The 21,470-nt window shown below is 62.2% G+C and carries 21 protein-coding genes; 15 read left to right on the forward strand and 6 right to left on the reverse strand.

Going from position 1 to position 21,470, the window contains the following annotated elements; translation table 11 throughout:
* Nucleotides 1–81: 81 nt before the first annotated feature.
* Nucleotides 82–885, forward strand: coding sequence for a TetR/AcrR family transcriptional regulator (locus G4D79_RS12430; RefSeq protein WP_007733476.1), 804 nt, complete (start codon nucleotides 82–84; stop codon nucleotides 883–885).
* Here G4D79_RS12430 and G4D79_RS12435 read toward each other — a convergent pair.
* On the reverse strand, nucleotides 820–1,803 hold the full coding sequence (locus tag G4D79_RS12435; RefSeq protein ID WP_007733475.1) for a sugar-binding transcriptional regulator: 984 nt from the start codon (nucleotides 1,801–1,803) through the stop codon (nucleotides 820–822). The genes G4D79_RS12430 and G4D79_RS12435 overlap by 66 nt on opposite strands.
* A gap of 239 nt (nucleotides 1,804–2,042) precedes the next feature.
* Here G4D79_RS12435 and G4D79_RS12440 point away from each other — a divergent pair, with 239 nt between their 5' ends.
* The 3 genes from G4D79_RS12440 (at nucleotide 2,043) to G4D79_RS12450 (ending at nucleotide 6,207) form a co-directional block, all read left to right on the forward strand.
* A complete protein-coding gene (locus G4D79_RS12440) occupies nucleotides 2,043–2,870 on the forward strand; it encodes an MIP/aquaporin family protein (protein WP_099698715.1) in 828 nt (275 codons plus the stop codon).
* A gap of 64 nt (nucleotides 2,871–2,934) precedes the next feature.
* Nucleotides 2,935–4,443, forward strand: coding sequence for a glycerol kinase GlpK (glpK, locus tag G4D79_RS12445; protein WP_003939742.1), 1,509 nt, complete (start codon nucleotides 2,935–2,937; stop codon nucleotides 4,441–4,443).
* Nucleotides 4,444–4,491: 48 nt separating this feature from the next.
* Nucleotides 4,492–6,207, forward strand: coding sequence for a glycerol-3-phosphate dehydrogenase/oxidase (locus tag G4D79_RS12450; protein WP_099698716.1), 1,716 nt, complete (start codon nucleotides 4,492–4,494; stop codon nucleotides 6,205–6,207).
* Between the two features lie 64 nt (nucleotides 6,208–6,271).
* On the opposite strand, the gene G4D79_RS12455 is transcribed toward G4D79_RS12450, so the two are convergent.
* Genes G4D79_RS12455 through G4D79_RS12470 form a run of 4 tightly spaced genes read right to left on the reverse strand, consistent with a single transcriptional unit; the run spans nucleotide 6,272 to nucleotide 9,448 of the window.
* On the reverse strand, nucleotides 6,272–7,549 hold the full coding sequence (locus tag G4D79_RS12455; protein WP_099698717.1) for a HAMP domain-containing sensor histidine kinase: 1,278 nt from the start codon (nucleotides 7,547–7,549) through the stop codon (nucleotides 6,272–6,274).
* Nucleotides 7,546–8,223 (reverse strand): response regulator transcription factor, encoded by a 678-nt coding sequence (locus G4D79_RS12460; protein ID WP_099698718.1) that lies wholly within the window; start codon nucleotides 8,221–8,223, stop codon nucleotides 7,546–7,548. The genes G4D79_RS12455 and G4D79_RS12460 overlap by 4 nt, the downstream gene beginning before the upstream one ends.
* Nucleotides 8,224–8,235: 12 nt before the next feature.
* On the reverse strand, nucleotides 8,236–8,799 hold the full coding sequence (locus G4D79_RS12465) for a hypothetical protein (protein ID WP_007733471.1): 564 nt from the start codon (nucleotides 8,797–8,799) through the stop codon (nucleotides 8,236–8,238).
* Entirely contained in the window at nucleotides 8,792–9,448 is a 657-nt protein-coding gene (locus G4D79_RS12470) for a hypothetical protein (protein ID WP_233272331.1), read from the reverse strand. The genes G4D79_RS12465 and G4D79_RS12470 overlap by 8 nt, the downstream gene beginning before the upstream one ends.
* A gap of 253 nt (nucleotides 9,449–9,701) precedes the next feature.
* Between G4D79_RS12470 and G4D79_RS12475 the strand changes: the two genes are divergently transcribed.
* From G4D79_RS12475 to G4D79_RS12505, 7 genes are all read left to right on the forward strand, one after another.
* Nucleotides 9,702–10,268: a hypothetical protein gene (locus G4D79_RS12475; protein WP_042451198.1), complete on the forward strand. Its 567-nt coding sequence runs from the start codon at nucleotides 9,702–9,704 to the stop codon at nucleotides 10,266–10,268.
* Between the two features lie 63 nt (nucleotides 10,269–10,331).
* Entirely contained in the window at nucleotides 10,332–10,793 is a 462-nt protein-coding gene (locus G4D79_RS12480; protein ID WP_099698719.1) for an RNA polymerase subunit sigma, read from the forward strand.
* Between the two features lie 236 nt (nucleotides 10,794–11,029).
* Nucleotides 11,030–11,953 (forward strand): thiamine pyrophosphate-dependent dehydrogenase E1 component subunit alpha, encoded by a 924-nt coding sequence (locus tag G4D79_RS12485; RefSeq protein WP_051649553.1) that lies wholly within the window; start codon nucleotides 11,030–11,032, stop codon nucleotides 11,951–11,953.
* A gap of 10 nt (nucleotides 11,954–11,963) precedes the next feature.
* Nucleotides 11,964–13,013, forward strand: coding sequence for an alpha-ketoacid dehydrogenase subunit beta (locus tag G4D79_RS12490; RefSeq protein WP_007733466.1), 1,050 nt, complete (start codon nucleotides 11,964–11,966; stop codon nucleotides 13,011–13,013).
* 2 nt (nucleotides 13,014–13,015) lie between these two features.
* Nucleotides 13,016–14,533 (forward strand): 2-oxo acid dehydrogenase subunit E2, encoded by a 1,518-nt coding sequence (locus G4D79_RS12495; protein ID WP_099698720.1) that lies wholly within the window; start codon nucleotides 13,016–13,018, stop codon nucleotides 14,531–14,533.
* A gap of 6 nt (nucleotides 14,534–14,539) precedes the next feature.
* Entirely contained in the window at nucleotides 14,540–15,937 is a 1,398-nt protein-coding gene (gene lpdA / locus G4D79_RS12500; protein WP_058037826.1) for a dihydrolipoyl dehydrogenase, read from the forward strand.
* 106 nt (nucleotides 15,938–16,043) lie between these two features.
* Complete coding sequence (locus G4D79_RS12505) at nucleotides 16,044–17,282, forward strand: helix-turn-helix domain-containing protein (protein ID WP_099698721.1); 1,239 nt, start codon at nucleotides 16,044–16,046, stop codon at nucleotides 17,280–17,282.
* A gap of 10 nt (nucleotides 17,283–17,292) precedes the next feature.
* Here G4D79_RS12505 and G4D79_RS12510 read toward each other — a convergent pair whose 3' ends face one another.
* On the reverse strand, nucleotides 17,293–18,504 hold the full coding sequence (locus G4D79_RS12510) for a low temperature requirement protein A (protein ID WP_054188866.1): 1,212 nt from the start codon (nucleotides 18,502–18,504) through the stop codon (nucleotides 17,293–17,295).
* A gap of 85 nt (nucleotides 18,505–18,589) precedes the next feature.
* Between G4D79_RS12510 and G4D79_RS12515 the strand changes: the two genes are divergently transcribed.
* The 4 genes from G4D79_RS12515 to G4D79_RS12530 all read left to right on the forward strand — a co-directional run bounded on the left by G4D79_RS12515 (nucleotide 18,590) and on the right by G4D79_RS12530 (nucleotide 21,461).
* Nucleotides 18,590–19,399: a helix-turn-helix transcriptional regulator gene (locus tag G4D79_RS12515; protein WP_007733461.1), complete on the forward strand. Its 810-nt coding sequence runs from the start codon at nucleotides 18,590–18,592 to the stop codon at nucleotides 19,397–19,399.
* Nucleotides 19,400–19,493: 94 nt separating this feature from the next.
* Nucleotides 19,494–20,660: an LLM class flavin-dependent oxidoreductase gene (locus G4D79_RS12520; RefSeq protein WP_064114472.1), complete on the forward strand. Its 1,167-nt coding sequence runs from the start codon at nucleotides 19,494–19,496 to the stop codon at nucleotides 20,658–20,660.
* 49 nt (nucleotides 20,661–20,709) lie between these two features.
* Nucleotides 20,710–21,159, forward strand: coding sequence for a flavin reductase family protein (locus G4D79_RS12525; RefSeq protein ID WP_007733458.1), 450 nt, complete (start codon nucleotides 20,710–20,712; stop codon nucleotides 21,157–21,159).
* 11 nt (nucleotides 21,160–21,170) lie between these two features.
* Nucleotides 21,171–21,461, forward strand: coding sequence for a hypothetical protein (locus G4D79_RS12530; protein ID WP_050654702.1), 291 nt, complete (start codon nucleotides 21,171–21,173; stop codon nucleotides 21,459–21,461).
* Nucleotides 21,462–21,470 lie beyond the last annotated feature (9 nt).

Here is a 21,470-nt window from a genome sequence, read left to right on the forward strand (position 1 = left end):
GTAAGAACTGTGTATGTCATAAACTCGTGTTTATAGCGTACACAGTTCTAGGATGATGGCAAGAGTGAAGAGTGGGAGCTTATGGATCGCGGAGCGCTACCGAGAGCAGTTGAACTGGCCTGGGGACTGGACCAGCCGGGAACGCGGGGTCCGAAGAAGGGGCTCAGTCTCGAGCAAATTCTCGACACCGCGATCGAATTGGCCGACGCAGAAGGCGTCACCGCTCTGTCGATGGGCCGCGTGGCCAAAGCGCTCGGGTTCACGACCATGTCGCTCTACCGCTACGTGGCAAGCAAAGACGAACTGATCGAACTGATTTCGGATCGGGTGATCGGGCCGCCGCCGGTAATTCCCGACGGCGTGACCTGGCGCGTCAAGCTCGAGGCGTGGGCGAATCAGGAGTACGCCACGATGCTGAGTCGACCGTGGTGGCTCAAGCTGCCCATCACGGCTCCACCGACCGGGCCCAACAACATGGCGTGGCTCGACGCGGGGCTGAGCGCCCTCGACGGGGTCGCCCTGAGCGCCGCGTCGAAGTTCCAGGTGGTGACCAACGTGTCGTTGTTCGTCATCGGCCGCGCTCGATTCTCGGCTGACCTGGCGTCTCGTTCAGCGCAGTCGGCAGACGACGACGTCGCATACGGCGCTCTCATTGCTCGTGTCATCAATCGGGAGGGATTCCCCTACCTGAGTGCCGCAATCGAGGAAGGCGGCTTCGAGGACGGCAGCCCGGAGGGTGAGGCCGCCGGCGACGATGCCTTCGATTTCAGTTTCTCGCTCGGCTTACTTCTCGACGGAATCGAGAAGCTGGTGCAGCGGTCAGGACACCAGCGCGGTGGCGCTGACGTCGTCGATGATCAGATCGGTGATCAGCCCGCCCCGTAGTGCTCCCTCCAGGGCCGGCAGTTTTGCTGTTCCGGCGACGATGCACACGCGTCTGGCGACCTTCTCGAAAAGGTCCAGTCGCGGGCCGCTCGCGCGCTCGTTGAGTTCGATTCCGCGGTAGCTCCCGTCCGACCGGAAGAAGACGGTTGCGATGTCGCCGACCACTCCGTCGCGTCGAAGTGCTTCTGCTTCATCGGGTTCGAGGTATCCGGCGGTGTAGACGTGACTCGGTACGTTGCCGCCCGGTACGCCGATGCTGAAGACTGCCAGGTCCATTCGCTTCTGCATGTCCAAGACGCGTTTGATGCTTCGTTCGCGCCACAGTTGCTCCCGGGTTTCCGGGTAGTCGAAGAAGGCAGGCACCGGAAATCCTTGTGGCAGAGCACCGTAGGCGTCGGCAATGGTTCTGATGATGTCGCTGGCGTAAGAGATTCCGGTGGTGCGAGTATTCGCGGCGCCGTTGAGTTGCACGACGTACGAGTTGTACGTGCGTTTGGGGGCAAGGTGCTTGCTGACTTCACTGAGTGTGGTTCCCCAGGCGATCCCCATCACCATGTCGCTGTCGAAGAACGACGCCAGCAGGCGTCCTGCAAAGGTTGCGACCTTTTCGAGTCGCTCGAGATCTCCCACCAGTTCCGGCACGGTCACCACGTGGGCGCGCACTCCGTACCGTTCCGAGAACTCGCGTTCGATGCGAGGAGCCTGGCCGTGCGGGGTGCTGATCTTGATCTCGACGAGACCCGAGGTGCGCGCGTAGGTGATCAATCGGGAGACGGTGGATCGGGACACCCCCATGTCGCGGCCGATGGCGGCCATGGTCTGGTCCTGGAAGTAGTAGAGGCGTGCGGCCTGAACTGCGTCGGCGATGCGCGGGTCCGCCGGATCGGAGGTAGCGGAGTCCGAAGTGGGAGTTTCCATGGGTTCGTCCTGTCTGCACGTACGTGCAAGAGCATTGAACCGAATCTTATCCGAGTAGGCCCAGGCCGAGGCGCTCGATCACGCAAAGTCCCAGAAGTGTGTCTGTTACCCGCGTTACGGTGCGCAAATGGGCCATTTGCACATATGTGCACGAGCTATGCGTGAATGTGCAAACGGCCTTACGCTACGGGTGCAGCAAACCAAACTATGACATGCATCACAACGAAGTGAGGGTGGGGATGGAGAAAGCCAAGCGATTAGGGCTTCCAGGCGAGTTGGCAGCCGAGTTCGCCGGAACGATGATCTTGATCTTGTTCGGCGTCGGAGTTGTGGCGCAGGTTGTGTCCGGCGGGAGCGGTGGGGGTCTCGGCGGACACGACAGTATCGCGTGGGCCTGGGGACTCGGCGTCATGTTCGGCATCTATGTCGCAGGCCGGGTGACGGGTGCTCATCTGAACCCCGCAGTGACCTTCGCCTTTGCGATCTTCCGGGGATTCTCCTGGCGCAAGGTCCTGCCCTACACGCTGGCGCAGACCGCTGGAGCCTTTGTCGCGGCCCTGATCGTCCGGTGGAATTACAACGACATGCTCAATGCCATCGATCCCGGACACACAACGGCGACTCAGACGATCTTCTCGACGATGCCCGGAAACGGAACGCTCCCGGTCAGTCTGGGATCATCGCTGATAGATCAGATCATCGGCACGGCGATCCTGTTGTTCCTCATCGTTGCGGTGACCGATACTCGGGGAACTCCGCCGCTCGCGAATCTTGCGCCCTTCGTCGTCGGTTTGATCGTGGTGGCAATCGGATTCGCATGGGCGACCAACGCGGGTTACGCCATCAATCCGGCCCGTGACTTCGGTCCGCGGCTGGCGTCGTATCTCACCGGTTACGGCAGCGCCTGGCGAGATCAGTACGGGAGCCTGTATTTCTGGGTGCCCATCGTGGGGCCGCTGATCGGCGCTCCGATCGGGGTGTTCCTCTACGACAAGCTGATTGGTCGATTCCTGCCTGACGAGTCGGTGGAGAAGGCAGCCGAGGAGCCGGCCACGATACCGGCCTGATGGCGAATCATCATCTCTGACAGTAAATCTTTCGCACTTTCTTCGACACCAAAGGGGTAGCACGATGGCGCAGTTCGTAGCCGCGATAGACCAGGGAACCACCTCCACGCGATGCATGATCTTCGATCACAGTGGGCACGTAGTCGCTGTCGAACAGCACGAGCACACACAGATCTTTCCGCAGGCAGGCTGGGTCGAACACGATCCGATCGAAATTTGGGACAACGTCCGCAACGTCACCGCGGGCGCCTTGGCCAACGCAGATCTGACCGCGGCCGACATCGCATCCGTCGGCATCACCAATCAGCGTGAGACGGCAGTGGTCTGGGAACGAGCAACCGGAAAGCCCGTTTACAACGCCATCGTCTGGCAGGACACACGCACCGATCGAATCTGTACTGCACTCGCCGGCGAAGACGGCCCCAGGAAGTATACCGAAGTCACCGGATTGCCGTTGGCCACGTACTTTTCGGGCCCCAAGGTCAAGTGGATTCTCGACAACGTCGAGGGCGCGCGTGAGAAGGCCGAAGCAGGCGAGTTGTGCTTCGGCACGATGGACACCTGGGTGCTGTGGAACATGACCGGCGGCGTCGACGGCGGAGTGCACGCTACCGACCCCACCAACGCGTCGCGCACTCTGTTGATGGATCTCGACACTCTCGCTTGGGATTCGGCGATCTGCGCCGACATGGGCATCCCCGAATCGATGCTCCCCGAGATTCGCAGCTCGTCCGAAACTTTCGGATTCGTGCGCGAACGCGGAACGTTGTCCGGCGTGCCGATCGCCGGAATCCTCGGCGATCAGCAAGCAGCGACTTTCGGTCAGGCCTGCCTCTCGCCCGGAGAAGCGAAGAACACTTACGGAACCGGCAACTTCGTGCTCCTCAACACCGGCACCGAAAAGGTGATGAGCAAGAACGGCTTGTTGACGACGGTCTGTTACAAGATCGGTGAGCAGCCAACGGTCTACGCACTGGAAGGATCGATCGCCGTGACCGGTTCGCTGGTCCAGTGGCTTCGGGACAACCTCGGCATGATCGACAACGCGGCCGACATCGAGGTGAACGCGCGCTCTGTGGACGACAACGGTGGCGCGTACTTCGTGCCCGCGTTCTCGGGCCTGTTTGCACCGCATTGGCGCGCGGATGCACGCGGTGCGATCGTCGGTCTGACAAGGTTCGTGAACAAGGGGCACCTTGCCCGGGCGGTGCTCGAAGCGACTGCGTACCAGAGTCGTGAGGTGATCGAGGCGATGAACCTCGACTCGGGTGTCGACTTGAAGGTTCTCAAGGTCGACGGCGGAATGGTCGCGAACGAACTCCTCATGCAATTCCAGGCCGATCTGCTCGACGTCGAGGTGATCCGCCCTGTCGTTGCGGAGACCACGGCATTGGGCGCTGCGTACGCCGCTGGTCTCGCGGTCGGGTACTGGGAGAGCGAGGACGACATTCGCAGCAACTGGGCGAAGGACAAGAGCTGGACGCCGTCGATGGATTCGGCCGAGCGTGAGCGCCTGTATGCAGGCTGGCAGAAAGCCGTCACTCGGACACTCGACTGGGTCGACGCAGACTGATCGCGGCGCCCCCATTTCTACCTATTTTCAAGTGAAGGAACAGTTTTCATGAGCACAGCACAAGCATTGAGTCCGTCCTCGCGGGCGGAGTCGCTGAAGAAGTTGGAAGAAACCGAACTCGACGTCCTCGTTATCGGCGGTGGCGTGGTCGGAGCGGGTAGCGCGCTCGACGCCGCAACTCGCGGTCTGAAGGTCGGCTTGGTGGAGGCTCGCGACTTCGCGTCCGGAACCTCGAGCAGGTCGAGCAAGCTGTTCCACGGCGGACTGCGTTACCTCGAGCAGTTCAATTTTGCGCTCGTGTTCGAGGCACTGCGTGAGCGGTCGCTGGTTCTGAATTCGCTGTGCCCGCATCTCGCGAAGCCGGTGCCGTTCATCTACCCACTCGAGAAGTTGATCGACCGGCCGTACGTCGGTCTGGGCATCGGCGTCTACGACGTGATGGGCGCAGGCCGCGGGGTTCCCTCACACCACAAGCATGTGGGCAAGAAGAAGACTCTCGAATCGTTCCCTTCCGGAAAGCGCTCTGCTATCCGGGGTTCGGTCAAGTTCTACGAGGGTCAGGTAGATGACGCCCGCCACACGATGATGCTGGCGCGCACGGCGGCCGAGTACGGCGCGCTGTGCGTCAACAGCACCCGCGTAATCGGCTTTCTCCGTGAGGAGGACCGCGTAGTCGGGGTGAAGGCCGTGGATCTGGAAACAGGTCGCGCGTTCGAGATCCGTGCTCGTCAGGTCATCAACGCCGCCGGTGTGTGGACTGACGAGATTCAGGAAATGGTCGGTGGGCGAGGGCAATTCCAGGTTCGCGCTTCGAAAGGTGTGCATTTGGTCGTCCCGCGAAACCGCATCAACTCTGCGACCGGAATCATCACGCGGACCGAGAAGAGTCTGCTGTTCGTGATTCCGTGGGGAAGCCACTGGATCATCGGTACGACGGACACCGACTGGAACCTCGACCTCGCGCATCCGGCAGCGAGCCGAAGCGATATCGACTACATCCTCGGACATGTCAACAAGCTGCTCCAGGACGAGTTGACGCACGAGGACGTCGTCGGTGTGTACGCGGGACTGCGTCCGTTGTTGTTCGGCGAATCGGACTCGACCAGCACTCTCTCGCGTGAGCACGCGGTGTCGAGTCCGGTTCGAGGGTTGACGGTGGTCGCCGGTGGCAAGTACACGACCTACCGCGTGATGGCCAAGGACGCAGTCGATTCCGCGGTACACGGATTGGAACAGAAGGTGCCGAAGTCCTGCACCGAGCGTATCCAACTGGTGGGTGCCGACGGTTATTTTGCCGCGCACAACAATCGGCATCTCACCGCTGAGCGCACCGGGCTCCACGTTTCGACCATCGAGCACCTACTCGGGCGGTACGGCACTTTGGCTGACGAGTTGTTCGAACTCATCGAGGCGAGGCCTGAACTGGGGCAGCCGTTGGACTCCGCCCCTGAGTACCTCAAGGCGGAGATTCACTACGCCGCGAGTCACGAGGGTGCACAGCATCTCGACGACATCCTCACCCGTCGTACCCGCATCTCCATCGAGGTTACCGATCGCGGCGATGCGGCAGCTGCCGAAGTGGCGGAACTGGTTGCGCCGGTGCTCGGTTGGACTCCCGAGCACATTGCCGAGGAGATCGAGCACTACCGGTTGCGCGTCGCAGCCGAGCGGGAATCTCAGGAGCAGCCCGATGACCTCACAGCTGATGCGGCGCGCCTCGGTGCACCGGACGTTCGCACCGGAGTCACTGTCGGACAGGTTTGAGTCCGGGACGCCAATGATCGGCCGGGACGCTGTGTCCCGGCCGATCGACCGAACTGCCTCGGTGTCAATCGAACTCGTCTGCCGAACATTCAGGGAGGTCGATCGTCACAACCGCGCCCTCGTTCGGATGGTTCGCGAAGTCGATACGAGCGCCGATGACCGCCGCTTGTCCCACTACGATCGTCAAGCCGAGGCCCAGGCCTGAGTTCGGGCCGCGTTCGACGGAGTTGGTCTGAAATCTCTTCGGCCCCTGGCGAAGCCACTCTTCAGTGAACCCGACGCCCCGATCCCGGACCGTGATGCGGGAGTGGTCGACGTGGACATTGATCGGCGACTTTCCGTGATTGCGAGCATTCAAGATCAGGTTGGCGATGATCCGCTCCAGTCTGCGCGCGTCGGTGTACGACACGGGGGTGCCGTGAACACTCACTTCACACTCGACTCCTGTGGTGGAAATCGCGTGACGCACCACCGGCGCCAGTTCCACCGATTGGATGTCTGCCTGCTCGGAGGTGGTGTCGAGGCGTGCCACTTCGATGACGTCCTCGGCGAGCCTCCTGAGTTTATGGACGCCGTCGCGCACCAATTCGGTTGGCCTACCGGGTGGCAGGAGCTCTGCGGCGCCGACCAGTCCGGAGATGGGCGTCCTGAGATCGTGCGCGATGTTGGCTGTCACGCGCTTTTCGGCGTCCAGTTGTCCCCGTAGAGCATCGGACATCGCGTCGACTGCATCCGCCAGTTCGGTGATCTCGTCGTCGAAGAGTGACCAGGTGACCGAGCGGACGCGGATGTTCGCTCCGGTAGACACTTTGCGGGCCGCACGGGCGGCCGAGCGCAATCGATACGACATCGCGAGTCCAAGCAGCACACCCAGGACAGCACCCGCTGCGATCACTGCGACGGTGGCGTTGCGAAGTGTCCGATCGACGCTGGCGATCGATTCCCGCTGCGCGGTGTACGGGACGCGAATCGCCACCACCTGAGTGTTGACGTCGGCAGCAGCCCAGACAAATGGCTGGTCCCCGCTGTCGACAAGGTAGGTGGCACGTTTGCCGCCCGCCACGGCCTGACGCAACTCTTCCGGAACGTCGAGACCATCTGTGGTGGCGCGGAACAGCGCACGCATGCTGCCCGTTTCGTCCTGCAGCACCAGTTGGAGATTGCGATCAGCTGCCGCCCGCGCTGCATCCTCTTGGTTGTGTGAAAAGGTTTGATGCATCACGGTACTGAGCGTGATCGAGGCGACGGCGATCACGAACGTGATGGCCGCCGCGATCTTCCACTGAAACGACAACCGCCTCCCGGTGGACGGGAGCTTGGCGGCGAGATCCCGCGATCTCACCGATGGTTGTCCATCGTGTAGCCGAACCCCCGGACGGTCCGGATCTGTTCGGAGCCGATCTTCGTGCGCAATCGCTGAACGTGAACGTCGACGATGCGCGTATCGCCGCCCCAGTCGTAATCCCAGACGTCCGAGAGCAGTTCGGAGCGAGACCAGACTTTGCGCGGCACACTCACCATGACCAGGAGCAGCTTCATTTCGGTGGGCGTGAGAGCCACTTCGGCGCCCGAACGCGTGACGGTCACCAACTCGCGATCGATCTCCAGATCGCCGAGAGTCACGATGTCTTTGTCCGTACCGGAATGGGATTCGACCCGCCGGAGCACACTTCGGATACGGGCCACCAGGACACCGCTGTCGAAGGGCTTGGTGACGTAGTCGTCGGCACCGGCTTCCAATCCGAGAACGATGTCGACCGGGTCGTCGCGCGCGGACAGCATGATGACCGGCACCGACAGTTCCTCACGAATGCGTCGGCACAGGCTGATTCCGTTCAGGTCGGGAAGCATCACGTCGAGGACGGCGATATCCGGCTTGGCGTCGACCGCCATATCCATTCCGGTCAACCCACCCGATGCGGTGATCACCCGAAACCCGTTGCGTTCGAGATTCAATTGCGTTGCTTCGCGGATGACAGCGTCGTCTTCGACCAGCAAAATCAACGGATCGGTCATCGGCCTTCGCTTTCATGGGAACGGAACACTCTCAAACCCTTCGCCGGTCCACTTGTATGCAGTCGACGATTGACAGAACTCCGGAATGCCGGGGTCTTTGCACAGGTCGACCATGACCGACAATCCTCCGGTTGAGCCGACGACGTAGCGTCCTGGGTCTTGCACTCCGAAGACTTTGTGAGCGCCCGATTCGTCGATCTGGTAGACGAATCCGGCGACCATGAAGCTGACCGGTGGGGCCGGTCGTCCCCAGATGCCGACAGACTCGCAGGTGAAGACATTGACGACGGCATCTTGCCAAACGGCGCCTGTCACGGGGGAATACCGGATTTCGAAGGGGAAGTTCGCATCACCGCACAGTCGGAGACTGTCCTTGACCGCATCGGACACTTCCGGGTCTGCTCTGAGGAGGGCAACAGGATCGATGCTCAAGCCCTGTGAGAGATCCGAGGGGTCGAGTGATGCTGCGATATTCGGAGTGGGTTCTGATTCAGGCTCGGTGGAACAGGAGGCGAGAGCAAACGCGACCGGCAGGCAAACACCGGCGAGCATTGCGCGGCGACGGCGATCAATCACGGATGAACTCCATTCCATCCCAGTAGAACTCGGTCCGAAGCGGTGGACGGGGGCAACATTCGAACTCCGGTGGCCGCGGATCCGTTTCCAGGACAGACAAACTCGCGGCGCGTTGACCGCTGACGATGAACTTTCCGCGCTCTTCGACGGAGAACAGGCGCTCACCCAGTTCGGGATCGTCTTCACTCGAACCGGCCTTGCCGCTGCGGTAGACGTAGCCGGCAAGGTTGACCGAAATCGACACTCCGGTCCCGGGTTGGTGGGCCGGTTGGCACGGATACACATTCATGACGACGAGTTCGGTCTCCGGCACGATACGCGGTGCGCCTGGATCGAGAAGGATGGACCCGACCGAGATCGGATACCAGTCAGGGCACGACCGAAGTTCTGTCTTCACTCCCTCGGACACCCCAGGATCGTCGAGGAGCGCCCGGCCCAACCTCGAGTTTTCGGCAACCCGTCTGGCCAGGTCTGCAGGTTGTGTGACGGGCAACCCGGTGGAAGCGACATCGCCTTCGATCACAACGCCCTGGGTGGACGCGCAGCCGGTGATCACGGACGCTCCGAGGGTTGCTGCCGCGAGCGCTGTACCGAACAGGCTGCGAGTACGGTCTGATCGACCGCCGCAGATGTCACTCCGATACAACACGTTCCCCTCCCCGGCCGCTGCGAACCCTCTCATCGGCATGTGCGTTTTCATACGATCACAGGTGATCTCGATATCGGAGTTTTGCCACCCACCGTTACGTAATCGTATGAATGTCAGGACCGTCGAGAGTTGGTACGCGACCGACGGAATTCTGTTACGAAACCGATGGAATCAGGCTCCTAGAGTGAGTCACGTCGGTGTTCACCGCTTGGGCGGAACGACCTGATCCGCGTATCGAGGAGTGTGAGAGCAAATGCCTGAACTATTGCTGACCAACAAGACTCGGCGTCTGCGAGTGCTGCTCGCCGTACTGACGATCGGGGTGGTGTGCGCGATGACAGGGTGTTCGAGTGATGACAACAGCGCTCCAGGAGACGAACCGACGACTACATCGGTGGTTGCGGCGTCTACGACCCCACCGCCGCTGACCGCAGCGACCACCTCGGAGACAGTCGAAGGCTCGAACTCGGTGGGCGGCGGTACGGACGCATCCACCCCCGGAGTCCCGGCGGGCGGAGCAGCGCCGGCCTGGACCCCGGTCTCGACCAGCGCGGTTGCCCCTGCGGCCCCTGGTCCGGCTACCGAGTCGACCAAGTGCACCGATCAGATCAATTATGTGGGTGACCCTCGTTCGAATGCGGAGATCAACAGCATCGGAGAGCAGATGGGTTCGTGCCCGGCGCCGCTCCCGCCCGATGCCGTCGAGCCCTCCGAGAAGTGCACCGACCAGATCAACTACGGCGCTGACCCTCGTTCCAACGCCGAGATCAACATCATCGGGGAACAAACCGGGATCTGCCCCGAGCCGATACGCCCCTAGCGACTTCAAAACCTGAGCAGTAGTCGGGAATTCGACCAAGAGCCGAACCAGGGGGAGATCGGAATGACAAGCAGGGCAGGTGGACGTTCGATCGACAGTGTTGCCGACGATGCGTCCCGAGGGGATCGGGACGCGATTGCAGAACTCCTTCAACGCATCGTGCCTCTGGTGACGCGGCGCTGCCGTGCCGAACTGCGACCGCTCGACGCTGATCGTATTGCCGTCGGTATCTGCCGATCCGTCCTGTCCGACATTCGGCGACGTAGACGTGCCGGAGAAGCGTTCCTCGCGCATCTGCACGACGCGATCAGTCGCGAAATCGATTCGCTACCCGCCTCCAGTCGACTCACTCTGCCCTTCGGTGATCTGTCGGCCGCAGAACGCAATGTCTTGGTAGCTCGCATCGTTGTCGGCTTCGACGTGCGCGAGACGGCGCTGACACTGAGAACGACAACGAGCGCCGTCGAACTCGTCCAACACCGCGCGCTGTCCAAGATCAGACGCGGCAGCCTCAGCGGCGCCTGAGCCAACGCTCGAAAGTCAACAGCTGCAACCCTTCGCAACTCCCGGCAACCTCACGCAACTCTTTCTCTTCGCCCGTGACCTACACGACACTGCATGGCGACGAGTGATCGAGAACGAGGAGTGTGACTGTGGTTCAACGGACGGCACAGAAGCCGGCAACGTCAGGATCGAAAAAGACTGGGGCCAAGCCTCATTCAGGGCTGGACCGGGATGCATTGCTGAAGGCGTACGAGAAGATGTCGCGCATCCGCGCGTTCGAGGATCGACTGCACGAAGAGAATGCAACCGGTGACATCCCCGGCTTCATTCACCTCTACTCGGGCCAGGAAGCCATCGCGGTGGGAGTGTGCGAGAACCTGAGCGACGCCGACTACATCGGATCCACTCACCGCGGTCACGGGCACTGCATCGCCAAGGGCTGCGATCTGAACGGCATGATGGCCGAGATCTTCGGCAAGGACGACGGCCTGTGTCGCGGTAAGGGCGGCTCGATGCACATCGCCGACCTGTCCGTGGGAATGCTCGGCGCCAACGCGATTGTCGGCGGAGCCCCGTCGTTGGCGATCGGCGCTGCACTGAGCGGCAAAACGCTTCGAAACGGTGTCATCGCAGCGTCGTTCACGGGAGACGGTGGATCCAACCAGGGAACCGTCTTCGAGGCGATGAACATGGCTGTGGTGCTGGATCTTCCGATCGTCTTCGTGATCGAGAACAACGGATTCGGTGAAGCAACAGGAACCGACTACGCGGTGGGCGCACCCGACATCGCCGCCCGCGCTGCATCCTTCGGAATGCCTGCCGTCAAGGTGGACGGCACCGACTTCTTCGCGGTCTACGACGCGATGGCGGAAGCATCGGAGCGCGCCAGGACCGGCGGTGGCCCCACCACGATCGAGGCGGCGGCATTCCGTTGGCACGGCCACTTCGAGGGTGACGCGCAGCTGTACCGCACGGCGGAACAGGTTGCGCAACTACGGGAAACCAAGGATCCGCTCAAGAATTTCCGTAGCAGCGTGGATGTGAAGAAGGTCAGCACCGCTGATCTGGACGCGGTGGACGAGCAGTCGCGAGTGCTGGTGGACGAGGCGGTAGCGAAGGCGCGTGCCGCGGCGTATCCACCCGTCGAGAATCTGCTGACCGATGTCTACGTGTCGTACTGAGGAGCCCGAGATGACAAGCGTGGAAGCCGAGAACGTGTCGAAGAAGACCTACCGCGAGGCCGTCAAAGAGGCCATCGCCCAAGAAATGCAACGCGACCCGAGCGTCGTTCTCATCGGTGAGGACGTACGGGGTGGGCATGCCGGTACCAATCCCGATCTGGAGACGAAGAAGATCGAGGCATTTGGCGGTGTCCTGGGTGTCACCAAGGGATTGTGGACGGAGTTCGGATCGGAGCGTGTAATCGATACCCCGATCACCGAATCCGCGATCATCGGAATGGCTGCCGGAGCCGCACTGACCGGACTGAGGCCGGTCGCAGAGCTGATGTTCATGGACTTCTTCGGAGTCTCCTACGACGCGCTCTACAACCAGGCTGCCAAGTTCCGCTACATGTTCGGTGGCAAGGCCAGAACCCCGCTGGTGGTGCGAGGCATGATCGGCGCAGGCTTCTCCGCCGCTGCGCAGCACTCTCAGTCTCCGTACAACGTATTTGCCGCGGTGCCCGGCCTGAAAGTGGTCGCGCCGTCCAACGCCTACGACGCCAAAGGCCTACTCATCCAAGCCATCCGGGACGACGATCCCGTCGTCTTCTGTGAGCACAAGGTTCTCTACGACCTCAAGGACGAAGTGCCGGACGAGCCGTACGCGATTCCGTTCGGCGTCGCCAACTACACCAGGCAGGGCGACGACGTCACGATCATCGCGTTGTCCGCAATGGTGAACCGCGCCAACGACGTAGCAGACAAGCTGGCCGCCGAGGGTATTTCGGTCGAGGTTGTCGATCCTCGTACCGTCTCACCATTGGACGAGGACGGCATCCTCGAATCCGTCGCATCGACCGGACGCGTCGTGATCGTCGACGAATCCGCCGCCCGCTGCGGTTTCGGGCACGACGTAGCCGCGCTGATCGCCACCAAGGGATTCAACTACCTGAAAGCGCCGATCGAACTGATCACTCCGCCGCACACGCCGGTTCCGTTCTCCCCGACCCTCGAAACTGCCTGGCTGCCTGACGCGGCGCGCATCGAAGAGTCGGTTCGCAAGCTGGTGAGAGCCTGATCATGGCTGACATCAAAGCTATCGACATCCCCAAATGGGGGCTCTCCATGGAGGAGGGGTTGGTCAACGCCTGGCTCATCGGGGAAGGTGACTCGTTCACCAAGGGCCAGTTGATCTGTGAGATCGAGACCAGCAAGATCACCAACGAGCTCGAGGCGCCGTTCGACGGTGTTCTCCGCAAGATCGTCGGCACGCCTGGGCAGACTCTGCCCGTCGGCGCCGTGATCGGTGTATCCGCCGATGCGTCCGCGACGGATGCGGAGATCGAGCAGTTCCTCGCCGCCCGCGGCGCAACCGCGCCGGCGGAAGAGCCGGCACCGTCACCAGCTGCTGCGCCGGCGGCTCCCGTGACACCTACGGCTACACCGGCTGCGAAGGTGGTTGTTGCACCGAAACCTGTACCAACCGGTTCCACCGTCGTACCGAGCGTTCTGCAAGGCACGACGCAGGACGATGTGTTTGCGAGTCCTCGCGCACTCCGACGTGCGGAATCGCTCGGAATCGATCTCGCCGCCGTAGTGGGTACCGGTCCCCTCGGGCGGATCAGTGTCCGCGACATCGACGACGCGATTCGTGACGCCGGTGGCACTGTTGCGCCGGTAGTGCCGGCCGCGAGATCCGGCCTCCCGCTGCGATCGACCGCCGACGACAGTGCCGTGCCTGCCACCCCGGTCGCACGCAGAACTGCCCGATCACTGGGCGTCAACCTGCATGACTGTCGTCCGACGGGTTCGCGGGGGCGCGTCTGCGTCGCCGACGTGCACGACGCCGCTCGTTCCGCGCAGCTCCTGCCCGAGGCGGCGGCTGAGACCGAATCTGTTGCGGCCGAACCCGAGTACGACACAATTCCTTTCACCCCCATGCGATCGGCAATCGCCGGTAGGTTGCAGGCGTCCAAGCAGCAGGCACCCCATTTCCGGCTCACCGCAGACCTCGAGCTCGATGCGCTCCTCGCTCTGCGCAAGGAGATCAATTCGACCGTCCCGGCGGTCAAGCTGTCGGTCAACGACTTCATCGTGAAGGCTTGCGCCGCTGCACTGATGAAGGTGCCGGACGTGAACGTCCAGTTCGATGCCGCGAACGAATCGGTTCTTCGATTCGCGTCGGCGGATGTCTCGGTGGCAGTTGCACTTCCGACCGGGCTGATCACGCCCATCGTGCGTAGCGCGAATACCAAGTCGTTGGCGGACATCTCGGGTGAGGTGCTCTCGTTGGCCACCAAGGCGAAGACCGGCAAACTTCGTCCCGAAGAATTCCAGGGCGGAACCTTCACGGTGTCCAACCTCGGCATGTTCGGGATCAAGGCATTCGACGCGATCATCAATCCGCCCCAGGGAGCGATCCTTGCCGTAGGTGCGGGGGAGAAGCGCGCGGTGGTGGTCGGTGACAGTGTTTCTGCCCGGACCGTGATGACCGTGACCCTCTCGTGCGATCACCGGGTTATCGACGGAGCCCTGGGTGCGACCTTCCTTCGGGAGCTCCAGCGCTTTGTCGCTTCTCCCGCGCTGATGTTGGTGTAAGGGGCTGTGGTGGAAAACAATACGTCGCATAAGTACGACGTTCTTGTCATCGGTGGCGGCCCCGGTGGTTACGTGGCGGCGATCCGGGCTGCCCAGTTGGGGTTGAGCGTCGCGCTGGTAGAACGTGATCGCCTCGGAGGTATCTGCCTCAACTGGGGTTGTATCCCCACCAAGGCGATGCTGCACGGCGCGGACGTCGCGCATACCTTGAGTGAACTTGACACATACGGATTCAGTTCGGCGTCTGTCCAGTTCGACATCTCGAAGTTGGTGTCGTTCAGCCGAGGGGTTTCGGAGAGGTTGTCCGGCGGTGTTGCCTATCTGATGAAGAAGAACGGCGTCGACGTCATCTCAGGCGCCGCTAAGTTGGTGGACAAAGGCGTCGTATCCGTGGGAGGACAGACGTATCGAGCCGACCACGTGATCATTGCAACCGGTGCCCGGCCGCGTTCGATTCCCGGCGTTGCCCCCGACGGTGATCGGGTATGGACCTACTTCGACGCGCTCGTCCCGAAGGAACTGCCGAAGTCGCTGCTCGTGATCGGGTCCGGCGCGATCGGAGTCGAATTCGCCAGCCTGTACCGCGATCTCGGAACCGAGGTGACCATCGTCGAGATGGCACCACACATCATGCCGGTCGAGGACGAAGAGATCTCGGCCTTCGTTCGCAAGCAGTTCGAGAAGCGTGGCATCACGATTCACACCGGAGCCTCGGTGTCGGCGGTGACCGTCGGCGACGACGCCGTCCAGGTGAATGTGCAGACGAGCGACGGTGTCGAGTCGTTGACCGTGGACCGGGTGTTGGTGGCGGCCGGAATCACCGGCAACGTCGAGGATCTGGGGTTGGAGGCTCTGGGCGTCGAGATCGAGCGCGGTGCGATCGTCACCGACCAGTGGTGCCGTACCAGCGCTTTCGGGATCTATGCGATCGGTGACGTCGCGGGCGCTCCATGTCTGGCGCACAAGGCAAGCCACGAAGCTGTCCTGTGCGTCGAAAAGTTGGCAGGCGTGCCCGACGTTCATCCGCTCGATCGCGACTACGTTCCGGGATGCACGTATGCCCGACCACAGGTGGCGAGCCTGGGTCTGACGGAGAAGCAGTGCGCCGGTACTGGTCGCGCGCTGCGGGTCGGACACTTCGACCTGCAGGCGAACGGCAAGGCACTGGCGATCGGCGAGGCCGAAGGCTTCGTCAAGACGATCTTCGACGCCGATACCGGGGAACTTCTCGGCGCGCACATGGTCGGTCCGGATGTGACCGAGCAGATTCAGGGTTTCGGTATCGCTCGATCCCTCGAAGCCACCGGCGAGGATCTCGCCGAGGTCGTGTTTGCTCATCCGACGCTCTCGGAGGCAATGCACGAGTCTGTGCTCTCGGCGCTGGGGAGACCCCTCAACGCGTGAGCACCGTTCGCGTGCGTGAACGCCGTCCTTTCGTTCACGCACGCGAACAACTCTGCAACCGGGTGCAACGCTCGCTTTCGATGACCCCGTCACATAGGACTGGAGTGTGATCGGCGAAACGAATCGACTCGAACCGGCCCTGGCCAGTGGTGAAGACCCGGCGCAGTACGCACGTGTTCTCGAATCCGTGTACGAAGCAACGATGTCGGGACGCAAGCCGCCTGCGCGTCCGCGCTCCGTCATCGCGAATTCGTGGTCGCGTTTGCGTGCGCTCGGACTCGATCCGGACCGGTGCTCGATCACCGAGACGGGCCGCGAATCCGAGATCGAAGAAGGCAGACGCGCAGCCGGCATGGCGGAGATCTTCGACGAGGCGGTGCACGGTCTGGCACCACTCGTCGGCCCGGACGACGCGAATCTGATCGTGGTGGCGGACCGCTACGGACGTATCCTCTGGCGACACGGGTCCAGTCGAATGTTGGATCGGGCCGAACGGCTCGGGATGATCGAGGGTGCGTCGTGGACCGAGGAAGCTGTTGGTACCAACGGGATCGGCACTTCCTTGGCATCAGGTTCGGCAGTGCAGGTGTTCTCGGCCGAGCACTACTCGCGCTCGCAGCATCCGTGGACCTGCTCCGGGGCGACGGTTCGAGATCCGCGTAGTCGCCGGGCCATCGCCGTCGTGAACGTCGCCGGCGCAGCAGACACGGTCCACCCGTCGACTCTCGCTCTCGTGGACAGTGTGGCCAGGCTGGCGGAATCCGCACTGCGGGAGAAGCATCGAATCGGATTGGATCAGCTCCGGATGATCTCGGCATCGACGCTGGCTCGTGCGAGTCAGCCGACAGTGGTCGTGGACCGCAGTGGCTGGGTCGCGGCGGTGGACTCGATGGCGCCGATCTACAGAATCGCACTGCCGAAAGTGATGAGCAGCGGCGAGCATTGGCTCCCGTCGCTCGGACTATGTATGTGCGAGCCGCTTCCGGGTGGTTGGCTCGTCCGCCCTCAGATGGATCCGGCGTCCGGAACGGTTTGTGCAGAAGTCGAATTGGATGTGCAAGATCCGAATGCGATGGAATTGCGGTACTCCTCGGCAATGGGGAGCTGGAGTATCGACCTCAGCCCGCGCCATTCGCAGATCCTCGTGGCTCTGACACAGGCGCCCGAGGGCCTCACGGCCGCGCAGCTCGCCTCACAGTTGTTCGGCGATCCACGCAAGACGGTGACCGTCCGGGCCGAGATGTCGAGGTTGCGTAAGCGATTGGCCGGAATCCTGTTGGCTCAGCCCTATCGCTTCGACCCGGCGGTGCGGGTAAAAACCGCCCCTACTGTGCGCCTTTATTAACCGCGGGGGGTTAATAAAGGCGCACAGCAGAGCGGCGCGAACGCCGCACCTGCGCGTACTCGTAGCCGTTCTGCCAGGACACGGTGGCCACCAGCACCCAGATGATCCACGTGGCGCTCATGTGCGTGCCGACGATGCCCATGACGATGGGGATGGCGGTGCACGGGAGCGCCCAGCCGAGCAGCCACCGTCGGTCCGATCGCGCGAACAGCCCTGCCACCAGGCTGATTCCGAAATAGACTGCGATGCTTCCGCACAACAACCACCGCAGGTTCGCGGGCGTGTGCTCCGCGCCGTGTTCGGTTGCCGCTCCGAGCCCTGCGACCAGAACCGCGATAGCGCCGGTGGTGAAACAGTGCAGCGCCATGTCGATGCGAGCGGGAAACTTCTCGGCCTGCAGGTGCGGAACACCGGCGTGGCCGTAGAGAAGCGAGAGAGCCCACATGCCCGAGAGCAGGACAAACGATCCGACTGCGAGGCTGACCACCGTCGAGTCCCAGGTGAGCTTCGAGGCCGCAGAAATCACGAGGATCACACCCTCGCCCAGCACGATGATGACGTACAGGCCCAAGCGCTCGGCAAGGTGAGCCCGATCGGAGTGCAGGGCTTCGAGTTCGGGCATCCGGTCGTCCTTGAACCCCCGAACCTTGATGATGCGGTCGAGCTTTTCCTGCGCGTCTTCCATGATCGCGCTGCCGGAGACGACGAACATGATCAGCAGGTCGATGGTCACACCGGCGGTCCAGAGCCAGAACCGAGTTTCGCCCTCGAACCAGAACGAGACGATCCACGGGATCACACCGAGAGACATCTGGGCGATCGGCCAGTCCACGACTATCTGGCCGTTGTGCCACACCCGACTCGCCAGCAGACGTACGGCCACGTAGGCGACAGCGAAGGCCAGCGCATGGTTGTCGTGGATGCCGGCCACGGCTGCCATCATGACGGCCAGTCCGAACATGGCGATCAGCATGCTCGGGATCCGGACACGGTCACCGGCAACGTTGCCGTACATCGTGAACGTCGCCCACGCGGTCCAGAACGCGAGATAGAGCAACGCGTAGAGCGCGACATCCGACCACGACGGCGAACCGTGGAGCAGGTGAGCCAGCTGACCGATACCGGCAACCACGACGAGGTCGAAGAACAATTCGATCCATGACGCGTGTCGCTCGAGCACCGCCTTCTGCTTCGAGTCTGGTTCATTTCCGAGTTCCGACATACAGCTCAGTATCGGCTATCGGCATCAACAGTGCTGGTAGGCGGCGAAGTTGTCCGTTCTCTCGAAGTAATGCATATGCTGTCCGATGAGTGATCTGGATCATAGTTCGGGTGAGGTGGTCGACGTGCACGGTAGCGGTGACGTCGCTCTGTCCGCTGCGGACTACGACCGTGTCTTCGCTGTCTTCGACTACTGCTCGGCCGCGAGAACGCTCGATCAGCTCAAGGATCTCCTCATGGTCGCGCTCCATGATCACTACCGCTGTCCCAACACCACCTTCCTTGCCGGCCCGACCTTCACGACGGCTTTCGCCGACCCGGATCCGGTGACGACCGGGCGGATCACGCCGATCCTCGACGAGTACCAAGCGCACTGGTACCTCGACGACGTTTTTGCGACGGCGCAATCGCGGGCAACGCTGTTGGCATCTCCCGCCATCACGCACACTCAGTTGGCCGACGTCCCTTCACAGTCGGCGACGTACCTGCGAGATTTCCTCTATCGCAAACGCCTTCACAGCGCGTCGGTGATGCATCTCCAGTTGGCCCACGGCGGTCACGGTCTGGTGGGGATTTTCGATTCAGAAGGCAAGGATCTGTCGGGGCGCGACATCGTGGGCTTGGGCATTCTGGGCAAGCAATTGTCGCTGTTGTGTCAGACGCTGCCCGGGCAACGCGAGCCGGGATGGCGAGAGAAGCTGACGCCCCGGCAGATCGATCTCGCGGAGTTGTTGGCGGACGGCCATACCAACGACGAGATCGCGGTGATCCTGTCGCTGAGTCCGGACACGGTGAAGAAGTATGTAAGCCGCATCCTTGCTCTTCTGCGCGTTCGCAACCGTGCCGAGTTCGTGAAGTTGGTCTACGCGCAGAAACTTGCCGATCAACGCGCTTGAGATTGTCCACTTTCGTGCACTGTGACCGCGGTCACGGCACGGATAGCGTTTTCGGTGCACGGCCAGGAGTTGGCCCACAGCACTAGGAGAACTCATGAGTAGGCTTCGTTTCGGGTATTTCATGGCACCGTTCCACGTCCCCGGACGCAATCCCACCGCCGCACTGCAGCGTGATCTCGAACTGGTCGAGTACCTCGACCGGTTGGGCTACGACGAGGCGTGGTTCGGTGAGCATCACTCTGCCGGAAGCGAGATCATCGCGTCGCCGGAAATCATGATCGCTGCAGCCTCGCAGCGCGCACCTCGGATTCGTTTCGGCACGGGTGTCACGTCGTTGTCGTATCACAACCCGCTGTGGGCAGCGGATCGAATCATGCAGTTGGATCACCTGACTCAGGGGCGCACCATCTTCGGAGTCGGGCCCGGTTCGTTGCCCACCGACTCGGCGATGATCGGTCTGAACCCGACGGACACCCGAGAGTTGTTGCAGGAGAACCTCGACATCGTCGTGCGCCTTCTTCGTGGCGAGACGGTTTCCGCGAAGACACGAACCCACGAGCTGTACGACGCCAAGCTGCAGCTCGCTCCGTACTCGGAGAACGGCATCGAAATCACCGTGGCCGCAGTGGCCTCCCCGACAGGACCTCGCCTGGCCGGTACGCACGGTCTCGGTCTGCTCTCCATCGGAGCAACCTTGTCCGCCGACGGTTTCGACGCCTTGGCGCACCACTGGAATGTGATGGAGGAACGCGCTGAGGTCAACGGGACGACGGTGGATCGTCGGCAGTGGTCTCTTGCCGGACCTTTCCACATCGCCGAAACCGAGGCGGAAGCACGCAAGCAGGTCGAGTACGGCATCGAGGAGTGGTTCGACTATTTCCAGCACGTCGCGGCCTTCCCTCAGATGGCGGTCTCCGGTGCGCGTCTGAGCGAGATGATCGACTTCATCAACGAGGCCGGGATCGGTGTCATCGGCACACCGGAGCAGGCCAGACGTCAGGTACAACGGCTGTGGGACCAGTCCGGTGGTTTCGGCTGCATGCTGCAGATGGGTCACGATTGGGCGAACCCGCAGGACACCCGACGTTCGGCAGAGTTGTTCGCGCAGGAGGTCTTTCCGCACTTCCAAGGGCAGGCGCAGGCGACGCTCGACGCGGCAGCTCACGCGCGCGCTGTCAGGGGAGGGCATGCAAAGGCGCAACTCGACGCCGTCGACCACATGACGAAGAAGTACGCACAAGAGTTGGCAGACAAGGGCTGACATCGTGAATGTCCCACAGGGCAACCGGGCGTTGCGTTTTCGAGAAGCCATGGCGCACGTGTGCTCACCGGTCGCCGTCGTCACGGCAATGGACGGCGACCGGCCGCACGGCACGACGGTCAGCGCATTCATGTCGTTGTCGATGGACCCGCCGATGACCGCGGTGGCTCTGGATCGACAGTCGGAAGTTCTCGGCCTCATCGAAGGAACGCGGAGGTTCGCGATCAATGTCCTCGGGACCGCGCAAAGCTCACTGGCGGTTGCCTTTGCGAGGAAGGGCCGTGCGAAGTTCGACGGTGTCGAGTGGGCGGAGCATCTCGGTGTTCCGAGACTGCCGGACGTATCCATCTGGATCGCGTGCACCGTTGATGCCGTCGTGGACGGTGGTGATCACAAGATCGTGACAGGATCGGTGGACGAGGTCGAGCACCGCGAGTCGAATCCACTGACCTACCACCGGCGTGTATTCGGTACGCACGCACCGACGTCAGTGCTCTAGGAAGGAGAGCCATGTATGTACTGGTGGACGACGGCCGCGTCAGCATCCACGATGTGGACAACCTGAAGGCCTTTCACGTCGAGGTGAGTGCCGACATCTCCGAAACCGAACTGGACGAACTCTTGCGCCTTCAGGATTACGGATACGTCAGCGGTGGTAGTGCATTCATCTCGGTAGCCCGCGTTCGCGAGAGCACCACGGACGTCGAAGGTGTTGCCGCGATGGTCGACTACGCCCAGAGCAAAGGCTGGGTGGACGAGGACGGCGAAGCACTGCAGGCTCACGTCGTTCGCCAAAAGTAGCGGAACGGC

The organism is Rhodococcus sp. WY5 (genome assembly GCF_018588185.1).
Classification (GTDB): Bacteria; Actinomycetota; Actinomycetes; order Mycobacteriales; family Mycobacteriaceae; genus Rhodococcus_F; species Rhodococcus_F qingshengii.